Annotated in this window: 28 protein-coding genes; 18 read left to right on the top strand and 10 right to left on the bottom strand. The window is 32.1% G+C overall.

Going from position 1 to position 24,102, the window contains the following annotated elements:
• Positions 1–84: 84 nt before the first annotated feature.
• The 7 genes from METFODRAFT_RS06005 (at position 85) to phoU (ending at position 5,980) form a co-directional block, all read left to right on the top strand.
• Positions 85–282: a hypothetical protein gene (locus METFODRAFT_RS06005; RefSeq protein ID WP_245528930.1), complete on the top strand. Its 198-nt coding sequence runs from the start codon at positions 85–87 to the stop codon at positions 280–282.
• On the top strand, positions 279–1,358 hold the full coding sequence (locus tag METFODRAFT_RS06000; protein WP_007044666.1) for a YibE/F family protein: 1,080 nt from the start codon (positions 279–281) through the stop codon (positions 1,356–1,358). Before METFODRAFT_RS06005 ends, METFODRAFT_RS06000 begins: the two co-directional genes overlap by 4 nt.
• 95 nt (positions 1,359–1,453) lie before the next feature.
• Positions 1,454–2,599 (top strand): phosphate ABC transporter substrate-binding protein PstS, encoded by a 1,146-nt coding sequence (gene pstS, locus METFODRAFT_RS05995; RefSeq protein WP_007044665.1) that lies wholly within the window; start codon positions 1,454–1,456, stop codon positions 2,597–2,599.
• A gap of 134 nt (positions 2,600–2,733) precedes the next feature.
• Positions 2,734–3,672 carry a phosphate ABC transporter permease subunit PstC gene (gene pstC, locus METFODRAFT_RS05990; protein WP_007044664.1) on the top strand — a complete coding sequence of 313 codons (939 nt, stop codon included), beginning with the start codon at positions 2,734–2,736 and terminating at the stop codon, positions 3,670–3,672.
• Positions 3,659–4,504 (top strand): phosphate ABC transporter permease PstA, encoded by an 846-nt coding sequence (gene pstA / locus METFODRAFT_RS05985; protein WP_007044663.1) that lies wholly within the window; start codon positions 3,659–3,661, stop codon positions 4,502–4,504. The genes pstC and pstA overlap by 14 nt, the downstream gene beginning before the upstream one ends.
• A gap of 11 nt (positions 4,505–4,515) precedes the next feature.
• Positions 4,516–5,274 (top strand): phosphate ABC transporter ATP-binding protein PstB, encoded by a 759-nt coding sequence (gene pstB, locus METFODRAFT_RS05980; RefSeq protein ID WP_007044662.1) that lies wholly within the window; start codon positions 4,516–4,518, stop codon positions 5,272–5,274.
• Between the two features lie 22 nt (positions 5,275–5,296).
• Entirely contained in the window at positions 5,297–5,980 is a 684-nt protein-coding gene (gene phoU / locus METFODRAFT_RS05975) for a phosphate signaling complex protein PhoU (RefSeq protein ID WP_007044661.1), read from the top strand.
• Positions 5,981–5,988: 8 nt separating this feature from the next.
• Here phoU and tes read toward each other — a convergent pair whose 3' ends face one another.
• Together tes and METFODRAFT_RS05965 are read right to left on the bottom strand one after the other, a co-directional pair.
• Positions 5,989–7,467: a tetraether lipid synthase Tes gene (tes, locus tag METFODRAFT_RS05970; RefSeq protein ID WP_245528933.1), complete on the bottom strand. Its 1,479-nt coding sequence runs from the start codon at positions 7,465–7,467 to the stop codon at positions 5,989–5,991.
• 153 nt (positions 7,468–7,620) lie between these two features.
• Positions 7,621–8,055, bottom strand: coding sequence for a helix-turn-helix domain-containing protein (locus METFODRAFT_RS05965; RefSeq protein WP_083820853.1), 435 nt, complete (start codon positions 8,053–8,055; stop codon positions 7,621–7,623).
• Between the two features lie 371 nt (positions 8,056–8,426).
• On the opposite strand from METFODRAFT_RS05965, the gene METFODRAFT_RS05960 reads away from it, so the two are divergent.
• The 6 genes from METFODRAFT_RS05960 (at position 8,427) to METFODRAFT_RS05935 (ending at position 11,606) form a co-directional block, all read left to right on the top strand.
• Positions 8,427–8,744 carry a hypothetical protein gene (locus METFODRAFT_RS05960; RefSeq protein WP_007043463.1) on the top strand — a complete coding sequence of 106 codons (318 nt, stop codon included), beginning with the start codon at positions 8,427–8,429 and terminating at the stop codon, positions 8,742–8,744.
• On the top strand, positions 8,728–9,108 hold the full coding sequence (locus tag METFODRAFT_RS05955; protein WP_007044658.1) for a hypothetical protein: 381 nt from the start codon (positions 8,728–8,730) through the stop codon (positions 9,106–9,108). The genes METFODRAFT_RS05960 and METFODRAFT_RS05955 overlap by 17 nt, the downstream gene beginning before the upstream one ends.
• Before the next feature lie 164 nt (positions 9,109–9,272).
• Positions 9,273–9,527 (top strand): hypothetical protein, encoded by a 255-nt coding sequence (locus METFODRAFT_RS11885; RefSeq protein WP_007044657.1) that lies wholly within the window; start codon positions 9,273–9,275, stop codon positions 9,525–9,527.
• Positions 9,528–9,615: 88 nt separating this feature from the next.
• On the top strand, positions 9,616–10,887 hold the full coding sequence (locus METFODRAFT_RS05945) for a hypothetical protein (RefSeq protein WP_007044656.1): 1,272 nt from the start codon (positions 9,616–9,618) through the stop codon (positions 10,885–10,887).
• Between the two features lie 53 nt (positions 10,888–10,940).
• On the top strand, positions 10,941–11,453 hold the full coding sequence (locus METFODRAFT_RS05940) for a DUF367 family protein (RefSeq protein WP_048115672.1): 513 nt from the start codon (positions 10,941–10,943) through the stop codon (positions 11,451–11,453).
• A gap of 9 nt (positions 11,454–11,462) precedes the next feature.
• Positions 11,463–11,606, top strand: coding sequence for a 50S ribosomal protein L40e (locus METFODRAFT_RS05935; protein ID WP_007044654.1), 144 nt, complete (start codon positions 11,463–11,465; stop codon positions 11,604–11,606).
• A gap of 32 nt (positions 11,607–11,638) precedes the next feature.
• Here the strand turns inward: METFODRAFT_RS05935 and mfnD are convergent, their stop codons facing one another.
• Both mfnD and METFODRAFT_RS05925 read right to left on the bottom strand, forming a co-directional pair.
• Complete coding sequence (gene mfnD / locus METFODRAFT_RS05930; protein ID WP_007044653.1) at positions 11,639–12,532, bottom strand: tyramine--L-glutamate ligase; 894 nt, start codon at positions 12,530–12,532, stop codon at positions 11,639–11,641.
• 1 nt (position 12,533) lies between these two features.
• A complete protein-coding gene (locus METFODRAFT_RS05925) occupies positions 12,534–13,454 on the bottom strand; it encodes a hypothetical protein (RefSeq protein WP_007044652.1) in 921 nt (306 codons plus the stop codon).
• A gap of 179 nt (positions 13,455–13,633) precedes the next feature.
• Here METFODRAFT_RS05925 and METFODRAFT_RS05920 point away from each other — a divergent pair, with 179 nt between their 5' ends.
• Positions 13,634–14,332 (top strand): ZIP family metal transporter, encoded by a 699-nt coding sequence (locus METFODRAFT_RS05920; RefSeq protein WP_007044651.1) that lies wholly within the window; start codon positions 13,634–13,636, stop codon positions 14,330–14,332.
• Here METFODRAFT_RS05920 and pyrF read toward each other — a convergent pair.
• The gene (pyrF, locus tag METFODRAFT_RS05915; RefSeq protein WP_007044650.1) at positions 14,329–14,979 is read right to left on the bottom strand and encodes an orotidine-5'-phosphate decarboxylase; all 651 of its coding nucleotides are present in this window, start codon (positions 14,977–14,979) and stop codon (positions 14,329–14,331) included. The two genes, METFODRAFT_RS05920 and pyrF, sit on opposite strands and share 4 nt — an antisense overlap.
• Positions 14,980–15,225: 246 nt before the next feature.
• Here pyrF and eif1A point away from each other — a divergent pair, with 246 nt between their 5' ends.
• The 4 genes from eif1A to METFODRAFT_RS05895 all read left to right on the top strand — a co-directional run bounded on the left by eif1A (position 15,226) and on the right by METFODRAFT_RS05895 (position 18,117).
• Positions 15,226–15,528: a translation initiation factor eIF-1A gene (gene eif1A / locus METFODRAFT_RS05910; protein WP_007044649.1), complete on the top strand. Its 303-nt coding sequence runs from the start codon at positions 15,226–15,228 to the stop codon at positions 15,526–15,528.
• 35 nt (positions 15,529–15,563) lie between these two features.
• Entirely contained in the window at positions 15,564–16,397 is an 834-nt protein-coding gene (locus METFODRAFT_RS05905; RefSeq protein ID WP_007044648.1) for a serine protein kinase RIO, read from the top strand.
• A gap of 174 nt (positions 16,398–16,571) precedes the next feature.
• Positions 16,572–17,156, top strand: a complete 585-nt coding sequence (locus METFODRAFT_RS05900) for a KH domain-containing protein (protein WP_007044647.1) — start codon at positions 16,572–16,574, stop codon at positions 17,154–17,156.
• A 241-nt stretch (positions 17,157–17,397) separates the two neighbouring features.
• Entirely contained in the window at positions 17,398–18,117 is a 720-nt protein-coding gene (locus tag METFODRAFT_RS05895) for a phosphatase PAP2 family protein (RefSeq protein ID WP_007044646.1), read from the top strand.
• On the opposite strand, the gene METFODRAFT_RS05890 is transcribed toward METFODRAFT_RS05895, so the two are convergent.
• The 5 genes from METFODRAFT_RS05890 to dnaG all read right to left on the bottom strand — a co-directional run bounded on the left by METFODRAFT_RS05890 (position 18,114) and on the right by dnaG (position 23,751).
• A complete protein-coding gene (locus METFODRAFT_RS05890) occupies positions 18,114–19,736 on the bottom strand; it encodes a DUF128 domain-containing protein (protein ID WP_007044645.1) in 1,623 nt (540 codons plus the stop codon). The two genes, METFODRAFT_RS05895 and METFODRAFT_RS05890, sit on opposite strands and share 4 nt — an antisense overlap.
• Before the next feature lie 67 nt (positions 19,737–19,803).
• Entirely contained in the window at positions 19,804–21,216 is a 1,413-nt protein-coding gene (gene gatB / locus METFODRAFT_RS05885; protein ID WP_007044644.1) for an Asp-tRNA(Asn)/Glu-tRNA(Gln) amidotransferase subunit GatB, read from the bottom strand.
• A gap of 25 nt (positions 21,217–21,241) precedes the next feature.
• Positions 21,242–22,108 (bottom strand): ATP phosphoribosyltransferase, encoded by an 867-nt coding sequence (gene hisG / locus METFODRAFT_RS05880; RefSeq protein WP_007044643.1) that lies wholly within the window; start codon positions 22,106–22,108, stop codon positions 21,242–21,244.
• Between the two features lie 91 nt (positions 22,109–22,199).
• On the bottom strand, positions 22,200–22,490 hold the full coding sequence (locus METFODRAFT_RS05875) for a UPF0058 family protein (RefSeq protein ID WP_007044642.1): 291 nt from the start codon (positions 22,488–22,490) through the stop codon (positions 22,200–22,202).
• A 25-nt stretch (positions 22,491–22,515) separates the two neighbouring features.
• Complete coding sequence (dnaG, locus tag METFODRAFT_RS05870) at positions 22,516–23,751, bottom strand: DNA primase DnaG (RefSeq protein ID WP_007044641.1); 1,236 nt, start codon at positions 23,749–23,751, stop codon at positions 22,516–22,518.
• Positions 23,752–24,102: the final 351 nt, after the last annotated feature.

The following is a 24,102-nucleotide window of genomic DNA, read 5'->3' as shown; positions in this document are numbered from 1 at the left end:
GTGATTAAAGAGTGTAGTAAAGAACTAATAAAGAGAGGATTCTCGTAATCACACTGTCAGTTAATTTTTAATGAGGTGTTGATGATGTTTGAAGTTTTAAGAGTCGATGCAACAGAATTTAAAAAGAATGTTGGAGATAAAGTTAAAAAAGGGGAGATTATCGGATATTTAAAAAACACTCCAGTAGTTGTAAATGTTGGTGGAATAATACAGTGCATTTACTTTGATGAAGATACGCATGAACTGGAAGTGGTTATTTTGGCTGAAAAGGTGAAAGAATGAACAAAAACAATAAGATAAAGATTGAATTTACTTTTTTAATAGTTATTTTTGTTATATCAATGTTTATAATTGTTTATTCTCCATTTTATAAAAATTTTAACAATTATTCAATAAAAAAAGGTGTTGTTGTTAAAGTTGAGGATAATTTAGACTACAATGGGGTTGTAAAAATTGGATTTCAAGATATTTGGGTTAAAATAGGAAATAAAACTATAAAATTCAGCAATGTTTTAAGAGGAAATTGGTTATTGGATAATTATTTTGAAAAAGGAGATAATGTTGTAATTATCTACAAAGGAAATACTCCGATTTACATAACATACGATAGGGTTACCTACTTTTATACATATCTTTTATTATTTTTAGGGCTGATCTTGATTATAGGCAGAATTAACGGAATTAAGACTATATTGTCCCTCCTATTCACAATAGTAATGATATTTTATGTTCTTCTACCTTTAATAGCAAATAGATGCTCACCAATCACATTAACAATAGCTGTGGTTGGAATTATTATATTTGTATGCTTTTTCGTTTTATGTGGGTTCAATAAGAAGGCAATTTCATCATCGATAGGCACAATTTTGGGAATTTCTGTTGCTGGATTGTTAGGATATATTGGAATAAAGCTGATGAAACTTCCACCAGGAGGATTTTCTGAATTCATTCAGATGATACTTTTTTCAGGACATTTTATTGATTTTTATGGGGTTTTAATTTCCTCAATAATTTTGGCATCCTTAGGGGCGATAATGGATGTCGCGGTAGATATATCCTCTGGATTGTATGAATTGAAGAGACATAAGCCAAATATTACATTTAATGAGTTATTTGAAAGTGGAATGAATATTGGCAAAGACATAATGGGAACTATGGCAAACACTCTAATATTGGTTTATGTTGGGTCCCTAATAGCCCCAATACTGTATTTTATGGTTAAAGGGACATCAATATATGTGATATCAAGCTATAACTTTATTGCTTACGAAATATTGGCAAGTTTGTGTGGAAGTGTTGGAATTATACTAACTATTCCATTAACAGCATTAATCTCCTCCTATCTATATAGTTCATAAAATATGAACTTAAATTGACAAATAGAAAACTTTATATACTATTATGTATTTTATAATCTATCGTGAATTAATCACAACTTCAAAAAGGTGATGCTGTGAAAAAAATACTGGCATTAATACTGGGGCTGTGCTTAATAGTTCCAATAATCTCAATGGCGGGATGTATTGGGGAGAATTCTCAGCCTTCAACTAATGAGAAACCATCCAATGAGAAGCCAACTACCATAATAATTAGAACTACAGGAGCTACGTTCCCAAAATACCAAATCCAGAAATGGATTGAAGATTATCAAAAATCTCACCCAAATATCAAGATTGAATATGAGGGGGGAGGTTCAGGACACGGACAGGAGGCATTTTTAAAAGGTTTAACTGATATAGGAAGGACAGACCCACCAGTTAAAGAAATTATGTGGAATAAATTTTTAAAGACAGGAGACCAGCCATTACAATTCCCAGAAATCGTTGGGGCTGTTGTTGTAACCTACAACATCCCAGAAATTGGAGATAAATCATTAAAATTAAGTAGAGATGTTTTAGCAGATATATTCTTAGGTAAGATTGAATACTGGGACGATGAAAGAATCAAAAAAATAAACCCAGAAGTTGCTGACAAAATACCTCATAAGAAGATTATTGTTATTCACAGAAGTGATGCAAGTGGGACAACAGCCATATTTACAACATACTTAAGTTTAATAAGTAGTGAATGGGCTGAAAAAGTTGGAGCTGGAAAAGTTGTAGATTGGCCTGCTGATAAGATGGGCAGGGGAGTTGCTGGAAAAGGAAACTCAGGGGTTGTTGCAGTATTAAAATCAACACCATACTCAATTGCATACACTGAATTATCTTATGCAATTGAAGAAAAACTGCCAGTTGCAGCATTAGAAAACAAAAATGGTAAATTTGTTGAGCCAACAGATGACGCAATAAAAGCCGCTGTTTCAGCAGTTAAGGCAAGCATTCCAAACCCAACAGAAGGATACAAAGAGGATTTAAAGCAGATGTTAGATGCTCCTGGAGACAACGCTTATTCAATAGTTGCATTCACACACTTATTGGTCTGGGAAAATAAAAATTATAAGCACTACTCCTCAGAAAAAGCTAAGGCAATAAAAGACTTCTTAACATGGGCATTAACTGAAGGGCAAAAACCAGAACACTTAGCTCCTGGTTATGTAGGGTTACCAGAAGATGTTGCTAAGATTGGATTAAATGCAGTAAACGTGATTAAAGAATAAACATAACCTTTTTTATTTTTATTTGATTAATGATTTTTACCATTTTAAGTAAGGTATAAATATCACTTACCCCTATTTTAATCTAAAAATTAATTCACAATTAATGCAATAAAATGCCGACTTAGGTAGAAACCATGGATTTGGAAAAGATTTTTAAAAAAATAGATGAATTTAAAATAATAACATTGCCAGCCATATTTATTGTGTTTATACTATTTGTTTTAATATTGGGCTTTTATTTCTTCAATGCACTTCCAGCTATTGAGAGATATGGTATTGATTTGTTTATAACAAATGTCTGGCATGCCGCAGAGGAAGTGTCAAAAGAAGTTTATGGATTAGCAGCACCAATTTGGGGTAGCATCTATACGGCAACAATTGCTGTTTTGATAGCTTTACCTTTATCAATTTGTTATGCAATATTTGTTAATGACTATGCTCCTAAAAAACTAAAATATCCTTTAATTATAATTTCAGATATTATGGCAGGGCTTCCAACAATAATTTATGGGATATGGGGGGCTTTTATATTAGTCCCTCTGTTGAGAGACCACATTATGAAATTTTTGTATGAGCATTTTTCATTTATTCCCCTATTTAACTATCCACCATTATCAGGTTACTGCTATCTATCAGCAGGCATTTTATTGGGAATAATGGTTACTCCATTTGCAGCAGCAATTATTAGAGAGGCTTATGCAATGATCCCTTCTGTTTATAAAGAAGGCTTAGTAGCTTTAGGGGCAACAAGGTATGAAACAACAAAGGTTTTAATAAAATATATAAGACCAGCCATAATTTCAGGGCTTATATTGGCTTTTGGCAGGGCTTTGGGAGAGACAGTCGCTGTTTCATTGGTTATAGGTAATGCGTTCAACTTAACGTATAAGCTCTTTGCTCCTGGATATACAATCTCATCATTAATAGCAAACCAGTTTGGAAATGCAGTTTTATATGAGTATATGACATCCGTTCTTTACTCTGCTGGATTAGTATTGTTTGTTATAGGGTTAGTTGTGAATATCATTGGGATTTACTATTTGAAGAGGTGGAGAGAGCATGTCTCCCATTAAACATAAAGCCATTAGGATGATTAAAGATAAAATATTTTTATTTGTTGTTGGTGCTTTAACTTTATTAGCAATTCTTCCTTTATTTCACATAATAATTTCAATTGTTGAAAAAGGACTACCAATAATAATGGAAAGGGGTTTAACTTTCATAACTGGAACACTAAGCGAAGGAGGAATAGGCCCAGCAATAGTTGGGACTCTAATGCTGACATTCTTAGCAACCTTAATTGGCTTACCTTTGGCTTTCTTAGCAGGATCTTATGCCTATGAATTTCCAAACAGCTTTATTGGAAGAACTACAAAGATGCTATTACAGATAATGCTGGAATTCCCAACCATATTGGTTGGTACGTTTGTTATGGGTATCTTAGTTGTTCCTATGGGAACTTTTTCAGCTTTGGCTGGGGCTTTAGCTTTAGCTTTAATATTAACTCCTTATGTTGCTGTTTATACGGAGGAGGCGATGGCAGAAGTTCCAAAGATTTATAAAGAGGGTGGTTATGCATTAGGTTGCACAAGAGCAGAAGTGATATTCAAAGTTATCACAAAGATGGCTAAAAAAGGAATTTTAACAGGAATTTTAATAGGTATGGCAAAGGTTGCTGGAGAGACAGCACCTTTACTATTTACAGCTGGTGGGCTTTATGAGGTTTTTCCAACAAATCCATTAGAGCCTGTTGGAGCAATTCCTCTCCTCATCTATACGTTAGTTCAAAGTCCCTCTGTAGAAGACCACCGGGTGGCATGGGGAGCGGCTTTAGTTATGCTTATAATATTTTTGGCAATATTCGTTCCAATAAGATACAGTTTAAGTGATGACATAAAAATATAAAAGGGATAATAATGACAAAGGTGAAGATAGAAACAAAAAACTTGAATTTGTGGTATGGGGAAAAGCAGGCATTATTTGATGTGAACATCCCAATCTATGAGAACAAAATAACTGCTTTAATAGGACCAAGCGGTTGTGGTAAATCAACATTCTTAAGATGTTTAAATAGGTTAAATGATTTAATTCCAAACGTTAGAATAGAAGGAGAGGTTTTATTAGATGGAAAAAATGTCTATGATAAAGATGTTGATATCTATGAGTTGAGAAAGAGAGTGGGGATGGTATTTCAAAAGCCAAATCCTTTTGCTATGAGTATCTATGATAATGTTGCATTTGGTCCAAGAATTCATGGGATTAAGGATAAAAAAGAATTGGATAAGATAGTTGAATGGGCTTTAAAGAAAGCAGCTTTGTGGGATGAAGTTAAAGATGAACTACACAAAAATGCTTTATCTTTATCAGGAGGACAACAGCAGAGGTTGTGTATAGCGAGATCGATAGCAGTTAAACCAGAGGTTTTATTAATGGATGAACCAACTTCAGCCTTAGACCCAATATCTACCTTAAAGATAGAGGAGTTGATGGTTGAATTAGCTAAGGATTATACAATTGTTGTTGTTACCCACAACATGCAACAGGCAAGTAGGGTTTCTGATTACACAGCCTTTTTCTTGATGGGGAAGTTAATTGAGTTTGGAGAAACAGAGCAGATATTTTTAAATCCACATAAGAAGGAAACAGATGACTATATCAGTGGTAGATTTGGATAAAATTCTTTAAAAGGTGAATTAAATGGTAAAAAAATTTAATGAGATATTAAAAGAGGTAGAAGAAGATTTAATGAAGATGGTTGATTTATGTATAGACCAGATGGAAAACGCCGTAAAAGCATTTGTAGAGGGTGATAGGGAATTGGCCAAACATGTTAGAAAAAGAGACACGGACATTGATTTAATGGAAATGAAAATAGAGGAAAGGTGTATTAAAGCTATTGCTTTATATCAACCTGTTTCGGGGGATTTAAGGGAATTAATGACTGCTATCAAATTGTCTTCAAAATTGGAAAAAGTTGGGGATAATGCCTCAAAAATTTGTAAAATTCTATTAAAGTCAAATATAGATGGAAATAGAAAGAATGAATTGTTAATTGTTATGAAAGATTATTTAATTAATATGCTAAGAAATGCAATGATTTCATTTAAAAATCGAAATGAAGAATTAGCAAGAGAAGTTTATGAAATGGATAAAAGGTTAGATGATCTATATGAGCAACTATATAGAAGTATGATTAGTAAAATCATTGAAAATCCTAAAAATTTAACACTTTATACTGAAATAATATTTACGGCAAAGTATTTGGAAAGAAATGGGAATATAATTGCCTCAATTGGGGATAGAGTAGTTTATATGATAACTGGGGAAAGAATAAAAGAGGAAGAATTGGAAGAGAAGTTGGAAAAGAGTGAATCTAATTAATTGCTATTTTATTTTTTAACCTTTTTCCACTCTTCAATTGGTATTGAGAATTTTTCTTCAATTTCTTTTCTATGGACGGTGTTGTAAGCACAGAATGGGATTATTCTTCTATCTGGTGTGGCATAGTGGATAACACATCTCCTAACTCTATTTACATCATGGTTGTATGGATCCATAAAGTGCATACAACCAATCATTAGTGCGTTGTAGTGGAATTTTGCAAGGGCATCATAGTTGTCTTTAAGTATTTCAATTGCCATTTCAACAAGTTTTACATTTTTCGGGGCTTTTGATTTGTCTATCAATTTAGGCAATTCTTTTGCTATGTGCAATATTGCCTTTGTCTTACCGAATTTTGATGAAGTTAAATCCATTCTAACCTCATTTAGTAATTCAACGAATCCTTCAACATCAAAGAACCTTGTGATGGGTATTAACTTACCATCTTCAACAAAAACATAAGTTGCAGCCCCACAGTGTTGATGACAGGTTAACTTTGCCTTTGTCGTATTTGTCCAAGTTTCAACAAACAATGATATCGGTGCTACGAAAGGAACTGGATAAAAATCTTCCTTAGATATTTCTCCATTTGTTTGTTCTTCAACCAACTTAATGAAATCTGGAATTGTTATTCTCTGCTCTAATCTTTTTGATTCATCAATCCTTCCAGTAAATGACACAGGTTGGAAATTCACGCACCTCACAACATCAACATTTTCCACAGCAAATTTAATTAAATCTCCTACTTGATCATCGTTGAGTCCTTTTACCAATGTTGGAACTAAAACAACACTATTAAACCCAACCTTTCTACAGTTTTCTATGACCTTAAGTTTTGTTGGTAGGAGATTTTTACCCCTTGAAATCAAATAGGGTTTTTCCGTTATCCCATCAAATTGCAAGTAAATTGTTGATAAACCTGCCTCTTTTAATTTTTTTAAATAAGCGAGATTTTTCAACTTAATCCCATTTGTAGCCACTTGGACATGAACGAATCCCATTTCTTTTGCCAATTTTATCAATTCTGGCAAATCTTCCCTAACTGTTGGCTCCCCCCCAGCGAATTGAAGAGCAGGACATGGTGGAATCTCATTTCTCAAAAGTTTCATCATTTCTCTTATTTCTTCAAAGTCTGGTTCGTAAATTTTCTTTGTGTGGTTTGCGTTAGCAAAGCAGATTGGGCAATTTAAATTACACCTGTTTGTAACGTCTATATTTGCCAAGATTGTTGTTGATGTGTGGTTTGGACAGAGACCGCAATCATAAGGACAACCTTTTTTAACATCCGTATTGGTTACATCTATACTCCCGATATACTCATATTTACTGAATCTTTTGTATAATTCAGCATCTTCCCAATATATGTCTTTAAAATGCCCATGTTCTGGACATTCTTTTTCTATTATAATTTTACCATCTTCTTCTTTTATTTCAGCAGGTATCTGCTTTAAGCAAATAGGGCATAAGGATATGGTTTTCATATTGATCCCCCAATTTATAGGTTGTTCTGTTGAAATTTGTTATTGTTAAGTATATTCTAAACACATTGAAGACTTATAAAATTTTTAAGAACATGTCTAAAATAAATTTAACCTAATCGATTTTTAAAGAAATAACAAATTATTATAAAGAAGAATAAATTATTGTTCTTTGTCATCGATAACAATCCTTACTGGTAAGAGCGGAATCTTTATCTCTTTCTTTTTGAGTTTTTTATCAAGTATAAATACATCATTCAATTTCTTTTGGAGGGATTTTGATAGTTTCTTCACAACCTCACTTGGAGGAATTGCTGAATATAAGTAGGGTTTCTTGCCTAATCCTTCTTTTTCCAATTTTTTTCTATTAACAAGCCCCTCCTCATACATCTCCAATATAATTTCCCTAACAGTTGAAGGATATATCCCAGTCCCACGTGCTATTTCATCAACAGTACTTTCCCCATATTTCCTCAAGTATATGTATATCTTTGCTTTAACCTCACTTGACAAAAGGCTTGCTAAACTGTTTATTAATGTCGTGTCTACATTTTCAATAGTTTTCTTAATTTGATCTGATGTTTTTTGATTGTTCATGTTGTTATTTTTGTTTGTTAAGGTTTCGTTTGACATAATATCCCATTTTGTAATTTTGTCCCCAATAATATGACATTATTATTAATTTGATAATATGGGTATATAAAGATTACTATCAATTGGTGTGTCTAAGATAGAATTATCAGAATGGAATTATATAAATGAAATCTACAACAATAACCCGAATAATGGTGAGAATATCTGTATATGCGCTAATAATATTACTACGATATACACCATAACCTCATATAAACTATCTTAGACACATCCTATCAATTAAACAGTATCTCCGAACATCATACTAACTAATAGAAAACTTAATATTTGGTAATATCGAATAGTTAATATCAAAAAAATATGGAGGTGAAATCATGAAGGGGATAAAACACACAATAATAAAATCCTTTAACGAATTTAACAGTTTTGTTGGTAAGGCTTTACAAATTACGCCGAGGATTTATCGGGTTGAAGGTTATTCTAAAGGATTCATCAAAGCTATAGAAAGCAACACATACTTAGAAACGATTAGCACGTTAGGGTATCCTTCAGTGGATTCTTACTATCGATACATAAAGAACGCAGATATATCTATGATAAAAGAGGCATATAAATATTTCGTTAAGTCAATAATCGACGATTTTAAAAAAGATAAAAGGCAAATTTTACCTGTCGATGGATACGCACTTTGAAGCATACTATGGAAGAAACTTAAAATCCTCCGATATAATTCACAATTACAGAAAAGAAAGGGGGGGTTCTGGCTCATACAAATACATAACTGCGGTTTTACATACGAAGGCATTTAGTTTGGTGGTTTATTGCGATATTATCGAAGTTCATAACAATTTCCTCCCAAAATATATTGAGGAAATCTTAGAATTCGTCATTAACGAGTTAAAAATAAATCCAAAGAAACTTACAGTTCTGACCGATAGGGAGTTTAAAAATTTCGAAATAATCAAAATTTTTGAAAGATATGGTTGTAATTATATCTGTTTCGTTCCAAAGAATGATATAAAATATTATCTCGAAAAAGAGTATAAAAATTTATAAATGATAAAACTATATCGAAATTAGTTATCGTAGAAGAGAAGGTAATAATAAATGGGGAGAAGAAAACAGTTTATTATACTTTCTTAACCAACATTGATTTCAAAAGACCAAAAATATATCTAAAAACGTATAAAAAACGATGGAATATCGAAACAAGATTCAGAATGCTTAAAAACATAGCTATAAAAACGAAATCAAAGATTTTAGAAGTAAGATTATTCTTGTTTATACTTAGAGCGATTATTCACAATCTATGGGTTGCAATGCAATGGAAAAACAAAAATACGAATTATAAAACCATGAATTTAAAAGAATTCGTTATCAAAATTAATGAATTAATTCGAATGCACATATATACAAATAAACCAATAGATAATACTCAGTTGTGCATACCTAATGCATATTCGGAGATACTGTAATAACAAATTATTATTTATATGGAGTTATTATTGCAATCTTTGTAACTTTTGCTTATCTTTTGTTAAAAAGAAACAATAAAGTGGAATTATGAAAAAACTCATTTTATTTTTAATAATTTTATTTTCTATTTATTTTTTAAGCGTCTCTTCGGCTGAAGTTTGTCCATTTAAGGATGGATTCATAATAATATATCATGATATTGTTTATGATAAACTCTTAGGATACATTTACAACGATTCGGAGATTTTGTATTTTAACAAGTCAGGAACTTTAATTGACATAACTCCTATTTCAGATTACTATTTTCCCGAATTGTATCATAACATAACGTATTTTGAGTGTGGCTCGACCAATAATTCAGCCATATTGGCATTTTTAGGATGTTATTTTTCAAATGATTTATGGGGAGACGTGGATTTTTTAGGGGTTTTAATATACACAACAAACGACAATAAAATAAACTACACCGAAAAAATACTATGGGCAAATGATTTTAATATAGTTGATGATTTAGACATATCTTCTCCAACGTGTTCTCCTAATGAAGCATTACTTGTTTATTCTTACAAGATAAAAACTGAAAATCCAAAAAATGTTCTTGTATTGATAAATAACACTAATATAACCAAATTAAAGGAGTTTGAAAATAATAAATATTATTACACGCTTCAACTTAGATGTATTTTCACAACTTATGATTCAAAGGCTAAGAAATTCTATATATTAGATGGACATCTATCAAACACATCATTCCCTTTATATTCATATTACAATGGAAAAATCCATTTTGAAGGTAATATAACTCTTCCAAAATATGAAAATATTTCTTGGGAGTGTGTAGATTTCCACTGCATAAACGGAACTTTATATATTATTATGAGGAAATTTAATCGCTCTGATACAAATTATTCAAATTGGTATGAGGATTATTTAAATCAAAAGCCATATTATCTCCTTTGGAAAAATAAAACTATAAAAATCATAAATAATTACTCAAATCCATGTTATTTTGCTAAAATCAGAGGAGGGGACATTCCAATAGAAAAAAGTTATCTAAAAAAGATTTTTGGAAATAAATATGAATGTATAAAAATTATGGACTTGGCTTACAATAATGGAATGTTATTAGTGGAAACCAAAGAAAATCATAAACTACACTACTATCTTATAAAAAACAACTCCATTGAAGAGATAAAACTAAAAAACATTATAAAACTATACGAACCAAACAATAACAAATGGAATATTATTAAAAAAGAATTAGAATCAGAGATTTGTTGGCTGATTCATAATTGGTATGTAATAGTTTTAGTTATTGCCGGTTTGTTGTGGATAATTCTATTATATAGAAAAGGATAAATACTACTTATACAACTTAATTTTCTTTATCATTTTACAAAACTGTGATAACAATGCCGAAGCTTTTTATCTATCATGCAAACCAATGCAACCCTAAAAAATGCACGGCATTAAAAATGGGTAAGTTGGGGAAAGCAATAATTTTAAAAAACCCATACAAAATACCAAAAAACTCTTTACTATTAAATCCCTATGCTGAAAAATCTGTTTCTGTGGAAGATAAACCAATTATTGAAAAATATGGAATAACTGCATTGGATTGCTCATGGAAAGAGGCAGAAATGATATTTAATAAAGTTAGTACAAAAAATCAAAGGTCTTTGCCTTTTTTAATTGCTGCTAATCCAATAAACTATGGAAAACCATGCCAACTTTCAACACTTGAGGCATTTATTGCTACCTTATACATCGCAAACTATAAAAATGATGCCATCTCTTTATTAAATGGTTTCAAATGGGCAGAAACATTTATAAAGATTAACGAAGAATTACTTGAAAGGTATGCAAATGCAAAAAATTCCAAAGAAATTGTTGAGATTCAAAAAGAATACTTATCAAAATTATAGGGTGATTATATGGCATTTGAAGAGGCAATGAAGAGACTCTTTATGAAAAAAATCTGCATGAGATGCAATGCAAGAAATCCATGGAAAGCAACAAAATGTAGAAAATGTGGATACACAAAGTTAAGACCTAAGGCAAAAGAACCAAGAGGATAAACGAGATACTTTTATTTTATTTTTTATTTTTATTATTTAAAAAGCATTTCTCCATCTTTTTTAATAAATCTTTTCCCTTTCCCTACTTTAAACTCTAACTCTTTTCCATAGGCATTATCTACCAACAACTTAGCAAGAGATGGGTTTGTTTTTATCCCATAAATTGATGTTGTTATCCTTGGATTTATTTCAATGATGTATATTTCATCCCCAACAATCACATCAACTCCAACATAGCCATTTAATCCATCAATTTTTTTAACCGCCTTTATACATTCTTTAAATATCTCATCTTTTAAGGGATGATTTATGTTAGTTTCCCCACCGCAGTATCCGTTTGTGTTTATGTATTGTTTATTCAATGATATTGGATGTATTTTTTTCCCAACAATCAAACTTACTGAGTAAGGATCTCCTTCCACAAACTCCTGAATGATATAGTTTTCATCATAAATAAAATGCTCTCCTCCACAACCGTCTCTTCTTTTAATTAAATACTTTTTTAACGGCATTGTTCTTGGTGTTTTGACAGAATTTTTTATTGATTCGTAGGTTAGGTACTTATCTCCTGCTATTCTTATTGCCTCACTTGAAGAACCCAAATTTAAAACTCCACTATTTTCAACAAGTTTTGTTAAATTGTAGAGAACCCCATCATCTTCTGGGGCAATGATTAAAGCAGCATCAGATACTTCTAACATATTTTCAATCTTTTTTGTTAAATCATCTCCGCCCTTCATGGTTTCAATATATAGGTTTTCCCTTCCTTTATATTCTCCAAAAAACCTCTCATCAATCAAAGTAATTACTTCCTCAAATTCCAAAAATTGGTCTAATAAGGTGTCGAACATTGCCTTTCCTTCGCATAGTATGTCTTTTGGAATATCCTCACTTCCACCAACTGCAAATTCATACAAAAATATCATACTATCCCCTAATAACCTTCATTATTTCTTCAGCACCTTCTGTTGGCTCTTTCAATCCATTATAGACATCAGACACAATCTCATCAATTAGTTTTACTTTGTTTGATTTTTTTGATTTGTAGGATTGTATCAGTAGAGGACAAAAATCAAGGTAGTCGTTCTTTTTCAACTTTATTGGAAATACCTTTAAGAAATTAATAAAATAAATACCATCTTCTATTTTGTAATCTCCATCAAGACATGTTAAGAAAACATACTTTATATTATAGAATTTTGCCTTTTCTTTGATGATATCTTTTATAAATCCACATGGATACTTATCTATCAAATCAGGCATTTTTTCTCTACTAAGTTTTTCTTTTATGTATTTGTGTTTTATACCTTTAGATCTTATGAATTCCTCAATTTTTTGCTTTGTTTTTGGTGGTAATACAACACCGCCACCGTCATATGTTATGGCATAGACATCATAAACCTTATTTAACATATCTAAAATAGTTAAATCATGTCTACATTGAACTAAAACAATAACTTTTTCTTTTTTTGAAGGAATTTTGTTTTTTAGCAAGTAATACACAACATCCTTTAAAAATTCCAAATTGTTATTTTCAAAAAACTCCAACCTATCATTTAACCTCTTTTTATAAACAAGGATATCCGTATAATCCCCAACTGTTATAATATCAAATTTATCCTTCAACGCCTCCCTTAACTTACCAACCACCCATCCTCCAGGTCCTATAACTGTTGACTTATCGGAACGGGTTAATGTGTATATAGAGAGAAATACTTTGTCATTCTCTTCCCTAACTTCAACATCGACAATTTCAAAAGGTGTACTCTCTAAGTTTAAACTTTCTCTGATTTCCCATATTTTTTTGTAAAGTAGGTTTACAAGTTCTTTTTTGTTTTGATACGTCATGGTATCCCGATACCTATGATCATGATTATGTTTATAAATGATTTAATACATATTAAAACTTAGAGATTTATAGTCGTTCTACAATTGAATAACATTTAACAAACTCAAATTTAAAAGATATCGTTAAAGATTTTCAAAAATTTGCAGAGCGACTAATTTTCCACCCAAGAGGGAAATTTATGATAAATGAAGCAATTTTTATATCGTTGTTAAGTTTTATAGTCATGCTTGTTGGTGAATTGATGGCTTACTACTCCATATCCTTAAAATATAGATATGAGTATGAGGCATTTTCTTATGGGTTTATACTTGGAGTAGCAACGCTTGTTTTAATTCCATCGGGATATTTTGAAAATTCATCAATATATGTGATTTTTGGTGTTTTGTTGGTCATTCTAATGGATAAATACCTTGCATTCTGCCCACTATGTAAGAAATACTGCGAAGAGTGCGGGGTTGATGAGATAAAGGTAAAACTCATATATCCAATTTCATTTTTTATACACACATTTATAGATGGTTTAATTATTGCGGTGAGTTTTATTGGACATCTTGGAATTTCATTATATCTTGCTATCCTACTCCACAAATTACCAGCAGGATTTGTTTTACTTTCCCCATTAAAATCCACCTATAAAAATCCATTGCCTATTGGAGCAATTGTATCATTTGGAACTGTACTCGGAACTATTGTAGGATTGTCATTATTTTCCAACATGCCCATTGAACCACTCATCTCAGTCTCCGGAGGGGTTTTTATAGCAACATTTCTGCTATTGGCATCTCATGCCTATGAACATGCTCCAGAAAAAGTTATTAATCCATTGATATTTGGATTCTTAGTTGTTGGGTTTTTAAGTTTGTTGGGACATCATTAGAAATTATTTTTTAATTTTTCTTTGTACATCTTTGCACTTTCCTTTGGGCTTTCGCTGTTGTATATACTTCTCCCAACAATTATGTAATCATCATTAGACAAAATCCTCAAAACCTTTTCCAAATCTCCTCCTTGTGCCCCAATACCTGGAGAGATTATTGAAATTTCCCCAACAATTTCTTTTATCTCCTTCAATCTCTCTGGTCTTGTTGATGGAGCAACAACACCATCAACACCCAACTTCTTAGCCAATTTTGCAAGTTCGTTAGCAATTGGTTGCATAAACATAACAGCCCCAGGATGGGACATTTCAGTAACCATTATAACCTTTTTATTGTTTTCCTTTGCTATGTTTTGAATTGCTTTAACACTGTCCTCTCCAACAAAACCATGACATATGATTCCATCTGCATATTGTAATGTCAATTTTGCAATTTTTTCATTTGTTGAAGGTATATCCGCCACTTTAAAATCACATATTATCTCTTTATTGCTTAGTTCTTTTATCTCCTTGACGATTTTTAGGTCTGTTGCTAATACAAGAGGATAACCTATTTTAATTGCATCAATATACTCTGATGTTTCTTTTACTATTTCTAATGCCTTATTCTTGTCCATAACATCAAGAGCGAGCATCAACTTTACCATGTCATCACCATTACCTATATAAATCAGTTTTGTTATACTTTAATCATATAGAATTCTCATGTTATTTTTTGAAGATAACTATAAAAATGCGATTGTGGCATAGTCATTATGCAATTTTTTAAGTGAATTAATTTATTGCATAATATTTATGTCTTTTTATGTCTCAATTTTGGACTTTCATTAGTAGTGGGGCATAATTTATTATAGGCATTTAAAACACAAAAATACAAATAAAGAGGTGGTAATTTGCAACAAGAAGGTCAGCCAATAAGAGTAAGAATCCCAAGATCTGAAGAAAATGAAATTTTGGGTATTGTAGAGCAGATGCTTGGAGCAAGTAGGGTTAGAGTAAGATGTATGGATGGAAAAATGAGGCTGGGAAGAATTCCAGGGAAATTAAAGAAGAGAATTTGGATCAGGGAAGGAGATGTTGTAATTGTAGTACCTTGGGAAGTTCAAGGGGATAAAAAATGCGACATCATTTGGAGATATACAAAAACTCAGGTTGATTGGCTAATAAAACACAGATATTTGGATAAGTTGCTATAATTTGCAGAATTTATATTATTTTTAAATACTAATTTTTGGAGGATGATAAAATAAAGAAAAAGGAATTTAGTCTTGATGAAAGGGAAGAATTTGAATTGGATAGGGAATATCAAAAGAAGGTTATAGAAAGAGAAAAGAAATTCTTTGAGGAATTGAAGACAAAAAATGAAGTATTTGATAAAAGAACTTTAATGGTTTTATACAGCCTCTTAGCAGGGAGGCATATAGATGAGTTCATTGGTATAGTAAGTTCTGGAAAAGAGGCAGTTGTTTTTAGTGCTAAAAAAGGAAGAAGATATAGGGCTGTTAAAATTTATAGAGTAGCCACTTGCGATTTTAAAACAATGTATAAATATATTCAAGGAGACCCAAGATTTCATTTGAGGAAGAGTAGTAGAAGGCAGATTATACATGCATGGGTTGAAAAGGAATTTAGAAACTTGAGAAGAGCAGGAGAGGTTGTAAATACCCCTAAAGCAATATTAAGAAGAGAAAATGTTCTTTTAATGGAATTAGTTGGAAAAAGAGGGATCCCTGCCCCAAGATTGAAGGATGTTGAGGTTGATTATGAGAAGTTTTATAAAATGATAATCCAAGACATGAAAAAACTCTATTGTGAGGCAGAATTGGTTCATGGTGATTTATCTGAATATAACATCCTTGTAAAAGATGATAAACCAGTATATATTGATTTTTCTCAGAGTGTTGTAACCCAGCATCCATTGTCAAAGGCATTATTGATAAGGGATGTTAAAAATATATGTAACTTTTTCAGAAGAAAAGGGGTAGACTGTGATTATAGAGAACTTTACAAATACATAACAGGGGAGGAGTTAAATCCTATCGATGAGGAAATTGCACAGTTGTAATTTTGATATCTAATAGAATTTAAAGATATTATGATTGTTTGCGTTAAATATTGGAAAAATGAAATAGATTTAAGAAAATACGCCTATTTTAAAATTTTAAGACAAATACAACATTTAAAAGGGTATATAAATAAATTCCAATAAAATTTATGAGGAAATAAATATTTCATGGTGATGGTTATGAACTTTAGCGATGTTACTATGCATGGAAATGTTGAAACTGTAAAGATTCCAAAGGACAGAATTGGTGTATTAATTGGAAAAAAGGGAGAAACAAAAAAAATGATTGAGGAGGAATTGGGTGTTGAACTTGAAATTAGTGAAGATGGTGATGTTACAATATACTCAACTGAAAAACAAAAAGATGCTCTCGCTACTTGGAAGGCAAGGGATATTGTGAGGGCAATAGGAAGGGGGTTTTCCCCTGAAAATGCTTTGAAATTACTCAGTGATGAGTATGTTTTGGAGATTATAGATATAACTGAATACGCAAGTTCTGAAAATGCTCTTAGGAGATTAAAAGGTAGGGTTATTGGTAGTGGTGGAAAATCAAGAAAATATATTGAGGATTTAACTGGGGCAAGGGTTTCAGTATTTGGAAAAACCGTTGCCATATTGGGAGAATTTGACTCTGTCCAAGTTGCAAAAGAGGCTGTTGAGATGATATTAAAAGGTTCATCTCACGCTAAGATGTATAAGTTCTTAGAAAGAGAAAGGCAAAAAATCAAAAGAAAAGAATTTGAATTATGGAAAAAATAAAGTTTTTCTTAGGATAAGTTTAGTTTTAGAAGATTCCATTTGAATCTAATTTATTTTACAATCCTAAATAATCTTTAAACTTTTATTGCATCTTCCAAGAAACATAAATAACTCTTTTTTCCATTAATAAATTCCCTATGTTTATTGAATTATTCACGCGAATATCAATTAACAATAAAGTTATATAATATTTTTTATAACTCCTAAATGAATCAAAATACACTCAAAAGGGGTTAGAGGTATGGAAAGAGATAGGATTATCATTAGGTTGCTCATATATCCCCTCGCTTATCTAATGTGGGGGGGATTGATGTGGTATTCTCAAATAGTGAATCCTATTGATTTAACCCATTATTTATCATATATCCCATTTTGCAATGCAGAATTTTATGCTGTTTTGCAGGGGTTGCCATCACCAATTATTGAGTTTTTTAGAATAATCTACCTTTACTCATTTACATTCTGCATAGTTGGGGGGATTGGTTACTACCTACTAATAAAGAAAGATTTTTTAAAATCAGATATAATATTGATTGATTTGGCATTGGGATGGCTTTTTGCAGGGTTAATTTACACGTTTTTTGTGGTTCAGGCACCATTTGATGTTGGTGTTGCTAAGGATTTGACCAATTTTGAATTAATGTGGATATCCACAAAACCAACCTATGAAATCCCATCCCTACATACTGCGTATTCTATTTTAATTGCTCTACATTTTAAAGAGGAAGAGAGGATAAAATATATCTTCTATGCATTAGCCATCCTAATCCCAATATCCACATTAATAATGGGACAACATTGGGTTGTTGATGTTGTTACCGGTATTTTATATGCGTTCTTTCTATACAAATTCCCAAAAACCATTCACATAAAAATCCATAAAGGTATTGATTTCATCTGCGGATATATAAAGCCATGCACAAATTGTATTACAGATAGAAAAATTAAAAAAAATAGTTAGATTTTATCATATTCCACCAACTCAGAAAACTTAACGATTTCATGGAGAGCATTTATTTTTATCGGTATTTCATGCTCTTTTATCATCGTCAATGGATTCATCCCCCCAATAGTTACAACACCACACATATTTTTTTCCACACTTACACCATAAACCTCATTGTTTGGTCTTCCAATTTCTTTTATACCATTCCAACCAAGGGCTTTAACCAAATCTATTAAATCCTCCCTTGCACACATTGGAATTTCCCTAAATCCGGCAAGTATTGATGTTTCACAGTCCACCTTGTTGAAAAATACCTCATGTGGGTCTAATGAAGAACCTTCATATGAGATGATATCAATAAATCTTTCGTTATCCTCCTCAACCTCCAAAATTCCCCCATAACATGGAATTATTGGAACTCCATAACTTGAAAAAATTCCATCGAGTGTTGATGCACAGATTGTAGAAATTTTTATTAAACCATCCTCTTCCTTTATTCCAAACCTGTTTGAAATACCAAGTCCTTTTTTATACGCCTCCTTTAAAATATCTAAAACATCGTCATAGTATTCTTTCCCAACATAGCCTACGTTGACGATAACGTTTCCGTCCTTCTTATCAATGTCATAATTTACCTTTGCCATACTGTTAAACATTTTTGATAATACGGACTTTATTCTTACATCACTCTTCTTTTTTTGAGGTGATATCCTTCCTTTATTAACTTTTTCCATAAAGCTTACTTTTTTGATTGTTGAGGCAGCATTTAACTCAACATAATAACCTCTCTCAACAAGTGCTGCTACTGGTGCAAGTCCTCCAATTAATGCAATACCTATCTCATCCTCCTCCACATTCATCCCAAGGACGTTATCCTCACCATAACTTAAAATACAATTCAAAGTATCCTTTTTTAATAATCTTTCAAATTTATCTTCTGCCTCTTTTGGAATTACTCTAAAATTTGCCGGAACATAACCCTCCCCATTTTCAATAAACCCTAAAACATCTGTTTTTCCCTGCATGATAAATGCCTCAAGGGGATCAACAGATGTAGATTTGTAGTTAATAACGCCTTCAAACTGAACAGGCTCGTAATCCTCAAACTTAACAATACCTCCATATTTTGGAATAGGCAAAATTCCATGACCCAAAAGCCAATTATCAAAAGTAACACCACATAATGTTTCAACTCTCGTGTAATTTTTCTCCTCAACAATATTCACCTTATCCCCAACACCCAATCCAAATTCAAGAACTTTTAAGACCGTATCTTTTATTCCATTGTGATCCCCATACACGATTGATTTGTTCACAACTGCTATACCGTTCCTATAGTCAGCCAAATATAACTTTTCCATAATTTGGGAAAATATTGAACCTAATCTGTAGGAGATATTTGCCTTCTCAAGTTCTTCAAGCCCTTTCTGAGTTATTACCCTCCCAACATAACCAACCTTTTTTGTTAATTTCCTCTCATCCAAAATTCTAAGGTGGTATCTTACCGCCCTCTCCCCAATATCATAACCCCTTTTTTTTAACTCATCCGCAATGATTTTTGCTCCAATTGGTTTATTAGCCTCTGCTAAAATACTTAAAATCTCTATAAGTTTTTTATCTACATCATCTCCCATAACACCACCTCAGTATATAACAATCCTTTTTTATATAATACTTTTAAAGTTGAATTAAAAAATGGCATTATTGGTTATCCAACTTTTTCTTAAGTATCTCAACAACCTTCTTAGGTTCTGCCCTACCTCTCGTCAACTTCATGACTTGTCCCATTAAGAAGTTCAATGCTGGCTTGTTGCCACTTAAGTAGTCTTCAACTGCCTTAGGGTTGTTTTTAATTGCCTCTTCACATGCCCTCTCCAAAACATCCTCATCAGAGATAACTGTTAAGCCAAGTTCATCGATAATTTGCTTAGGTGATTTCTCTCCTCTATTCTCAACCAACAATTCAATAACTTTCTTACCAATCTTCTGGCTTATGACCTTATCTTTTATTAATTTTATGAGTTCAATTAAATGTTCAACCTTTATATTACTTTCAAAGAAATCAATCTTGTTGTATTGCAAAACCCTCTTCAACTCATTTCTTATCCATGTTACGGCAAGGTTTATATTTTCTTTCTCCCTGCCCAAACCAGCAACGACCTTTTCAAAAGCATCAGCCAATTCTAAATCAGAAACAAGGACTTTTGCATCATCCTCTCTAATATTGTATTCTTTAACAAACCTCTTTTCCTTCTCCAATGGCGTTTCAGGCATTACCTCTTCAACTTCTTTGACCCATTTTTCGTCAATTACTATTGGCTGAATATCTGGGTCAGGAATGTATCTATAATCCTCTGCTGTTTCTTTTTCTCTCATTGATTTTGTAATCATCTGACTCTCCAAGAATGCCCTTGTCTCTCTCTTAACCTTCCCTCCCCTTCTAATAATATTCTTCTGCCTAATTAACTCATACCTCAAAACCTTATAAACTCCTCTTATTGAGTTGACGTTCTTTACTTCAACCCTATTTCCTTGGACTCCTTTATAGTTAATGGAGATGTTTACATCCGCCCTCATTGAACCTTCTCCTCTTAAACAGCCAATGTATCTAAACAACCTCATAAGTTGCTTCAAAAATTCCCTCGCCTCTTCTGGACTTTTTATATCTGGCTCTGTGACAATCTCAATTAAAGGAGTTCCGCTCCTGTTGTAATCAACAAGTCCTAAATCAGGTTTATATTGCCCAGGGTCTTCCTCCAAGTGAACCTCGGTAATTCCAACACCCATAAAGTTTCCATTAACCCCAATTGGCACTGATGTTCTCTGATAACCACTTGGCAAGTCAGGGTAATCGTAGTGTTTTCTTTGGAAATATATATCCTTATCAATAACTATATCACATCCAAGCATCTTTGCAACCATTATTGCAACATCTACTGCCTTTTTGTTTGGTGGCATTGGTTTTGCTCCTGGCAAACCCATACAAACTGGACATATGTTTGTGTTTGGGGGAACATCCTTATAGTTTGTAGGACATCTGCAGAATAATTTTGACTCCGTATCAACTTGAACGTGAATCTCTAAACCACATTTCATCTTTACATCATCTTCCATTGTTTCACCCCTAAAATTAAAATTTTCATAGGATTCTCTCTATAGGGATAACCAATATGTCCCTTGCCCCTAATTCTTCCAATTTATTAACTAATGGAAATACTTCTTTTTCATCAACTACTGCGTGAATAGCTACCATACCTTTATCTGACAAAACCTCAGAGATTGTAGGCCCACTCATTCCAGGAATGATTTTTCTAATCTCCTCAATCCTGTCTTTTGGAGCATTCATCATAATTAGCCTTTTTGTTTCCGCATATAAAACACTTTTTATTCCTGTAACAATCTGATTTATTTTTTTCCTTTTTTTCTCATCTTTTAAACTTTCCTTATTTGCTATCAACCTTGTTGTTGATGAGACAATCTCATCTACTATTTTTAGATGATTCAATCTTAATGTTGTTCCTGTTGAAGTTAAATCACTAATCAAATCCGCTACTCCAATAAATGGTGCTATTTCAGTTGCTCCACTCAACTCAATAATTTCTAAGTTTAAACCCCTGCTTTTTAAATATTTTCTTGTTAAATTTGGGAACTCTGTTGCTATTTTCATACCATTTCTTAAATCATCTATTGAGTTTATATTTGAATCCTCTGGAGCGGCAATGACCAATCTTGCCTTTCCAAAGTTGAAATCAAGTAAAAATTCAACCTTATCCTCAACACCTCTCTCTAAAACCAAATCATATCCAGTAACTCCCACATCTGCCACTCCATCGGCAACAAATTCAGGAATATCCTTTGCCCTTGCAAACATTACCTTTATCTCCTCATCAACTGTCTGGGCAAATAAACTCCTGCCTTGCACCATTATCTTTAATCCTGCTTTCTCTAAAACTTTATTTACCGGCTCTGAAATCCTTCCTTTATTTGGTAAAGCTAATAAAATCAAAATTACCACCAACCTTAGTATTCGTTATAAAAAGTAAATTTTAAATACTTCAAAAATATTTAAAAACCTTAACGTCAAAACAAAAAATTGCTTATCTTTTTCTTGCAATTTCTTTACCTATTTTTTCGCCAGTATCTCTCAACCTACTTGCCACACTCCTTGGAACATTTCCATTTTCAGATAGTATCTTTGCTATACTACTCGACAATAAAAATATTGCGTAAATATGTTCTGATTTGGTTCTGTGTATATGGTGGGGGTGGATATTTAAATTATCATAATCCTTAAAAGCGTCATCTATTTCATTTCCAAATTTTTTCTCTAAATACTTCCTCATATATACCAAAAGTTGATGTAGCTGAATAAGTTCATCCTTATGCATATAACCACCAGTTCAGAAATAATAATTAAGCAGGGGTTTTGCTAAATGACAGGAGTCTTAAATTTGTAGGTTTCTTTGTAACTTTGATGTCCCTGCCTATTATAAGGTTGGTTTTCTCATATAAATTATCCACAATTTTCTGTGTAATTAACATGTCCAAAATAACAGCATCAATTTTTTCAATATTATTAATTTCATTCATAAATTCTTCAAATTCTTTAATTTCTTCATTTCCATCTATTATAACCTTTACCTTATTGGTTCCAATAATATCCCTGGCAATATCTAAGTAGGGAGTATCAACATCATCATTTTTTATTTTGGGGGAAATCTCCACTACATCATTAGAATCCTTATTGACAATTTTGTTTTTATTATTTTCGTCAGATTTAAATGCATTAATAATAACAACGTTATCGTTGGTTGTTCCATTTTTTACGTTATTGAACAGTTGCATTTTAACCTGTCCTGCTGGAACTTTTGCCCTTAAGCATTTAATAATCTCCTTTTTTGAAAGTTCCTCAACCTCTTTTCCACATGGTGCCCTTGCAACATAATCAATATCGCATGTTTGTAGGAGTTCTTTAAGGATTAACTCCCCTCCTCTATCCCCGTCAGTAAATACTGTGGTTATTTTCTTTTTTGTTAATTCCATAACAGTTTTTGGAACAGAGGTTCCTTCAACGGCAATAACATTCTTTATTCCGCATCTTAAAAGATTTAAAACATCAGCCCTACCTTCGACAATAATAATGCTGTCTGAATTTAGGATACCCGGACCTGCTGGAAGTTTATTCTCTCCATACTCAATGACTTCCTCCATTCTAACACTTTCTTTAACTGCCTCGGTAATTTCATGGACATCTATGCTATTCACAAGAGAACGTAGGATTTCTTTTGCCCTATTAATTATATATTGCCTTTTTGTGGCCCTAATGTCTTCAATGTTGATAACCCTAACTGTTGCCACACATGGGCCTACTCTATCTATTGCCTCCAATGTTGCAGCAAGGATTGATGTTTCTACCCTATCCAAACTTGAAGGAACTGTTATTTTTGCAATTGATTTTCCATTTACATTCTCAAGTTCAACATCAATCCTTCCAATTCTTCCACTTTTTTGCAGTTCTCTCAAATCCAACTCATCTCCTAAGAGACCTTCCGTTTGTCCAAAAATTGCTCCAATTACATCATGCTTTTCAACATAACCATCAGCAATGAGTTCTGCATAAATGATATACTTTGTGGTGCCTAAGTCCATAAATGACCCTCCTTATATGGATTTTTGGATGAATAATCAACCAGTCTCACAATAATAAATGACTGGTCTATTTATATGCATGGAAAAAAACTTTAAAATTATTACGTAATTATTATTGATGATTAGGCATATAAAATTATAGTCGTTTTTTGCTAAAAAATATTTTTTGTCGTCAACTCAATTATCACATCATACAACCGAGGTTGTCGAAAAATATTAAATAACGGTAGTTCCCATCAAATAGATAAATATATAACTATATGATTATAGATTACTACAAAAAAATAGTTGGAGGTAATAACATCGTAGATAAATCTAAAATTCCGAGAATTAAGCGTTTAATAAATCTTA

The organism is Methanotorris formicicus Mc-S-70 (genome assembly GCF_000243455.1).
In the GTDB taxonomy this organism is placed as follows: Archaea; AGJL01; Methanococci; order Methanococcales; family Methanococcaceae; genus Methanotorris; species Methanotorris formicicus.
The sequence above is the reverse complement of the archived record's forward strand: the minus strand, read 5'-3'. Positions and strand labels throughout refer to the sequence as shown.

Bases quoted from the DNA above. Each gene is read 5' to 3' on its own strand.
- METFODRAFT_RS05920 (WP_007044651.1), top strand. From the start codon at position 13,634: ATGATAAATGAAGCAATTTTTATATCGTTGTTAAGTTTTATAGTCATG.
- gatB (WP_007044644.1), bottom strand. From the start codon at position 21,216: ATGGAAGATGATGTAAAGATGAAATGTGGTTTAGAGATTCACGTTCAA.
- METFODRAFT_RS05960 (WP_007043463.1), top strand. From the start codon at position 8,427: ATGAAGGGGATAAAACACACAATAATAAAATCCTTTAACGAATTTAAC.
- METFODRAFT_RS05890 (WP_007044645.1), bottom strand. From the start codon at position 19,736: ATGGGAGATGATGTAGATAAAAAACTTATAGAGATTTTAAGTATTTTA.
- pstA (WP_007044663.1), top strand. From the start codon at position 3,659: ATGTCTCCCATTAAACATAAAGCCATTAGGATGATTAAAGATAAAATA.
- dnaG (WP_007044641.1), bottom strand. From the start codon at position 23,751: ATGGACTTAGGCACCACAAAGTATATCATTTATGCAGAACTCATTGCT.
- METFODRAFT_RS05925 (WP_007044652.1), bottom strand. From the start codon at position 13,454: ATGACGTATCAAAACAAAAAAGAACTTGTAAACCTACTTTACAAAAAA.
- phoU (WP_007044661.1), top strand. From the start codon at position 5,297: ATGGTAAAAAAATTTAATGAGATATTAAAAGAGGTAGAAGAAGATTTA.
- METFODRAFT_RS05955 (WP_007044658.1), top strand. From the start codon at position 8,728: ATGGATACGCACTTTGAAGCATACTATGGAAGAAACTTAAAATCCTCC.
- METFODRAFT_RS05965 (WP_083820853.1), bottom strand. From the start codon at position 8,055: ATGAACAATCAAAAAACATCAGATCAAATTAAGAAAACTATTGAAAAT.
- mfnD (WP_007044653.1), bottom strand. From the start codon at position 12,532: ATGATATTTTTGTATGAATTTGCAGTTGGTGGAAGTGAGGATATTCCA.
- METFODRAFT_RS05940 (WP_048115672.1), top strand. From the start codon at position 10,941: ATGCCGAAGCTTTTTATCTATCATGCAAACCAATGCAACCCTAAAAAA.
- METFODRAFT_RS06000 (WP_007044666.1), top strand. From the start codon at position 279: ATGAACAAAAACAATAAGATAAAGATTGAATTTACTTTTTTAATAGTT.
- pstC (WP_007044664.1), top strand. From the start codon at position 2,734: ATGGATTTGGAAAAGATTTTTAAAAAAATAGATGAATTTAAAATAATA.
- METFODRAFT_RS06005 (WP_245528930.1), top strand. From the start codon at position 85: ATGTTTGAAGTTTTAAGAGTCGATGCAACAGAATTTAAAAAGAATGTT.
- pyrF (WP_007044650.1), bottom strand. From the start codon at position 14,979: ATGGTAAAGTTGATGCTCGCTCTTGATGTTATGGACAAGAATAAGGCA.
- METFODRAFT_RS05895 (WP_007044646.1), top strand. From the start codon at position 17,398: ATGGAAAGAGATAGGATTATCATTAGGTTGCTCATATATCCCCTCGCT.
- METFODRAFT_RS11885 (WP_007044657.1), top strand. From the start codon at position 9,273: ATGCTTAAAAACATAGCTATAAAAACGAAATCAAAGATTTTAGAAGTA.
- METFODRAFT_RS05945 (WP_007044656.1), top strand. From the start codon at position 9,616: ATGAAAAAACTCATTTTATTTTTAATAATTTTATTTTCTATTTATTTT.
- METFODRAFT_RS05900 (WP_007044647.1), top strand. From the start codon at position 16,572: ATGGTTATGAACTTTAGCGATGTTACTATGCATGGAAATGTTGAAACT.
- pstB (WP_007044662.1), top strand. From the start codon at position 4,516: ATGACAAAGGTGAAGATAGAAACAAAAAACTTGAATTTGTGGTATGGG.
- METFODRAFT_RS05935 (WP_007044654.1), top strand. From the start codon at position 11,463: ATGGCATTTGAAGAGGCAATGAAGAGACTCTTTATGAAAAAAATCTGC.
- METFODRAFT_RS05875 (WP_007044642.1), bottom strand. From the start codon at position 22,490: ATGCATAAGGATGAACTTATTCAGCTACATCAACTTTTGGTATATATG.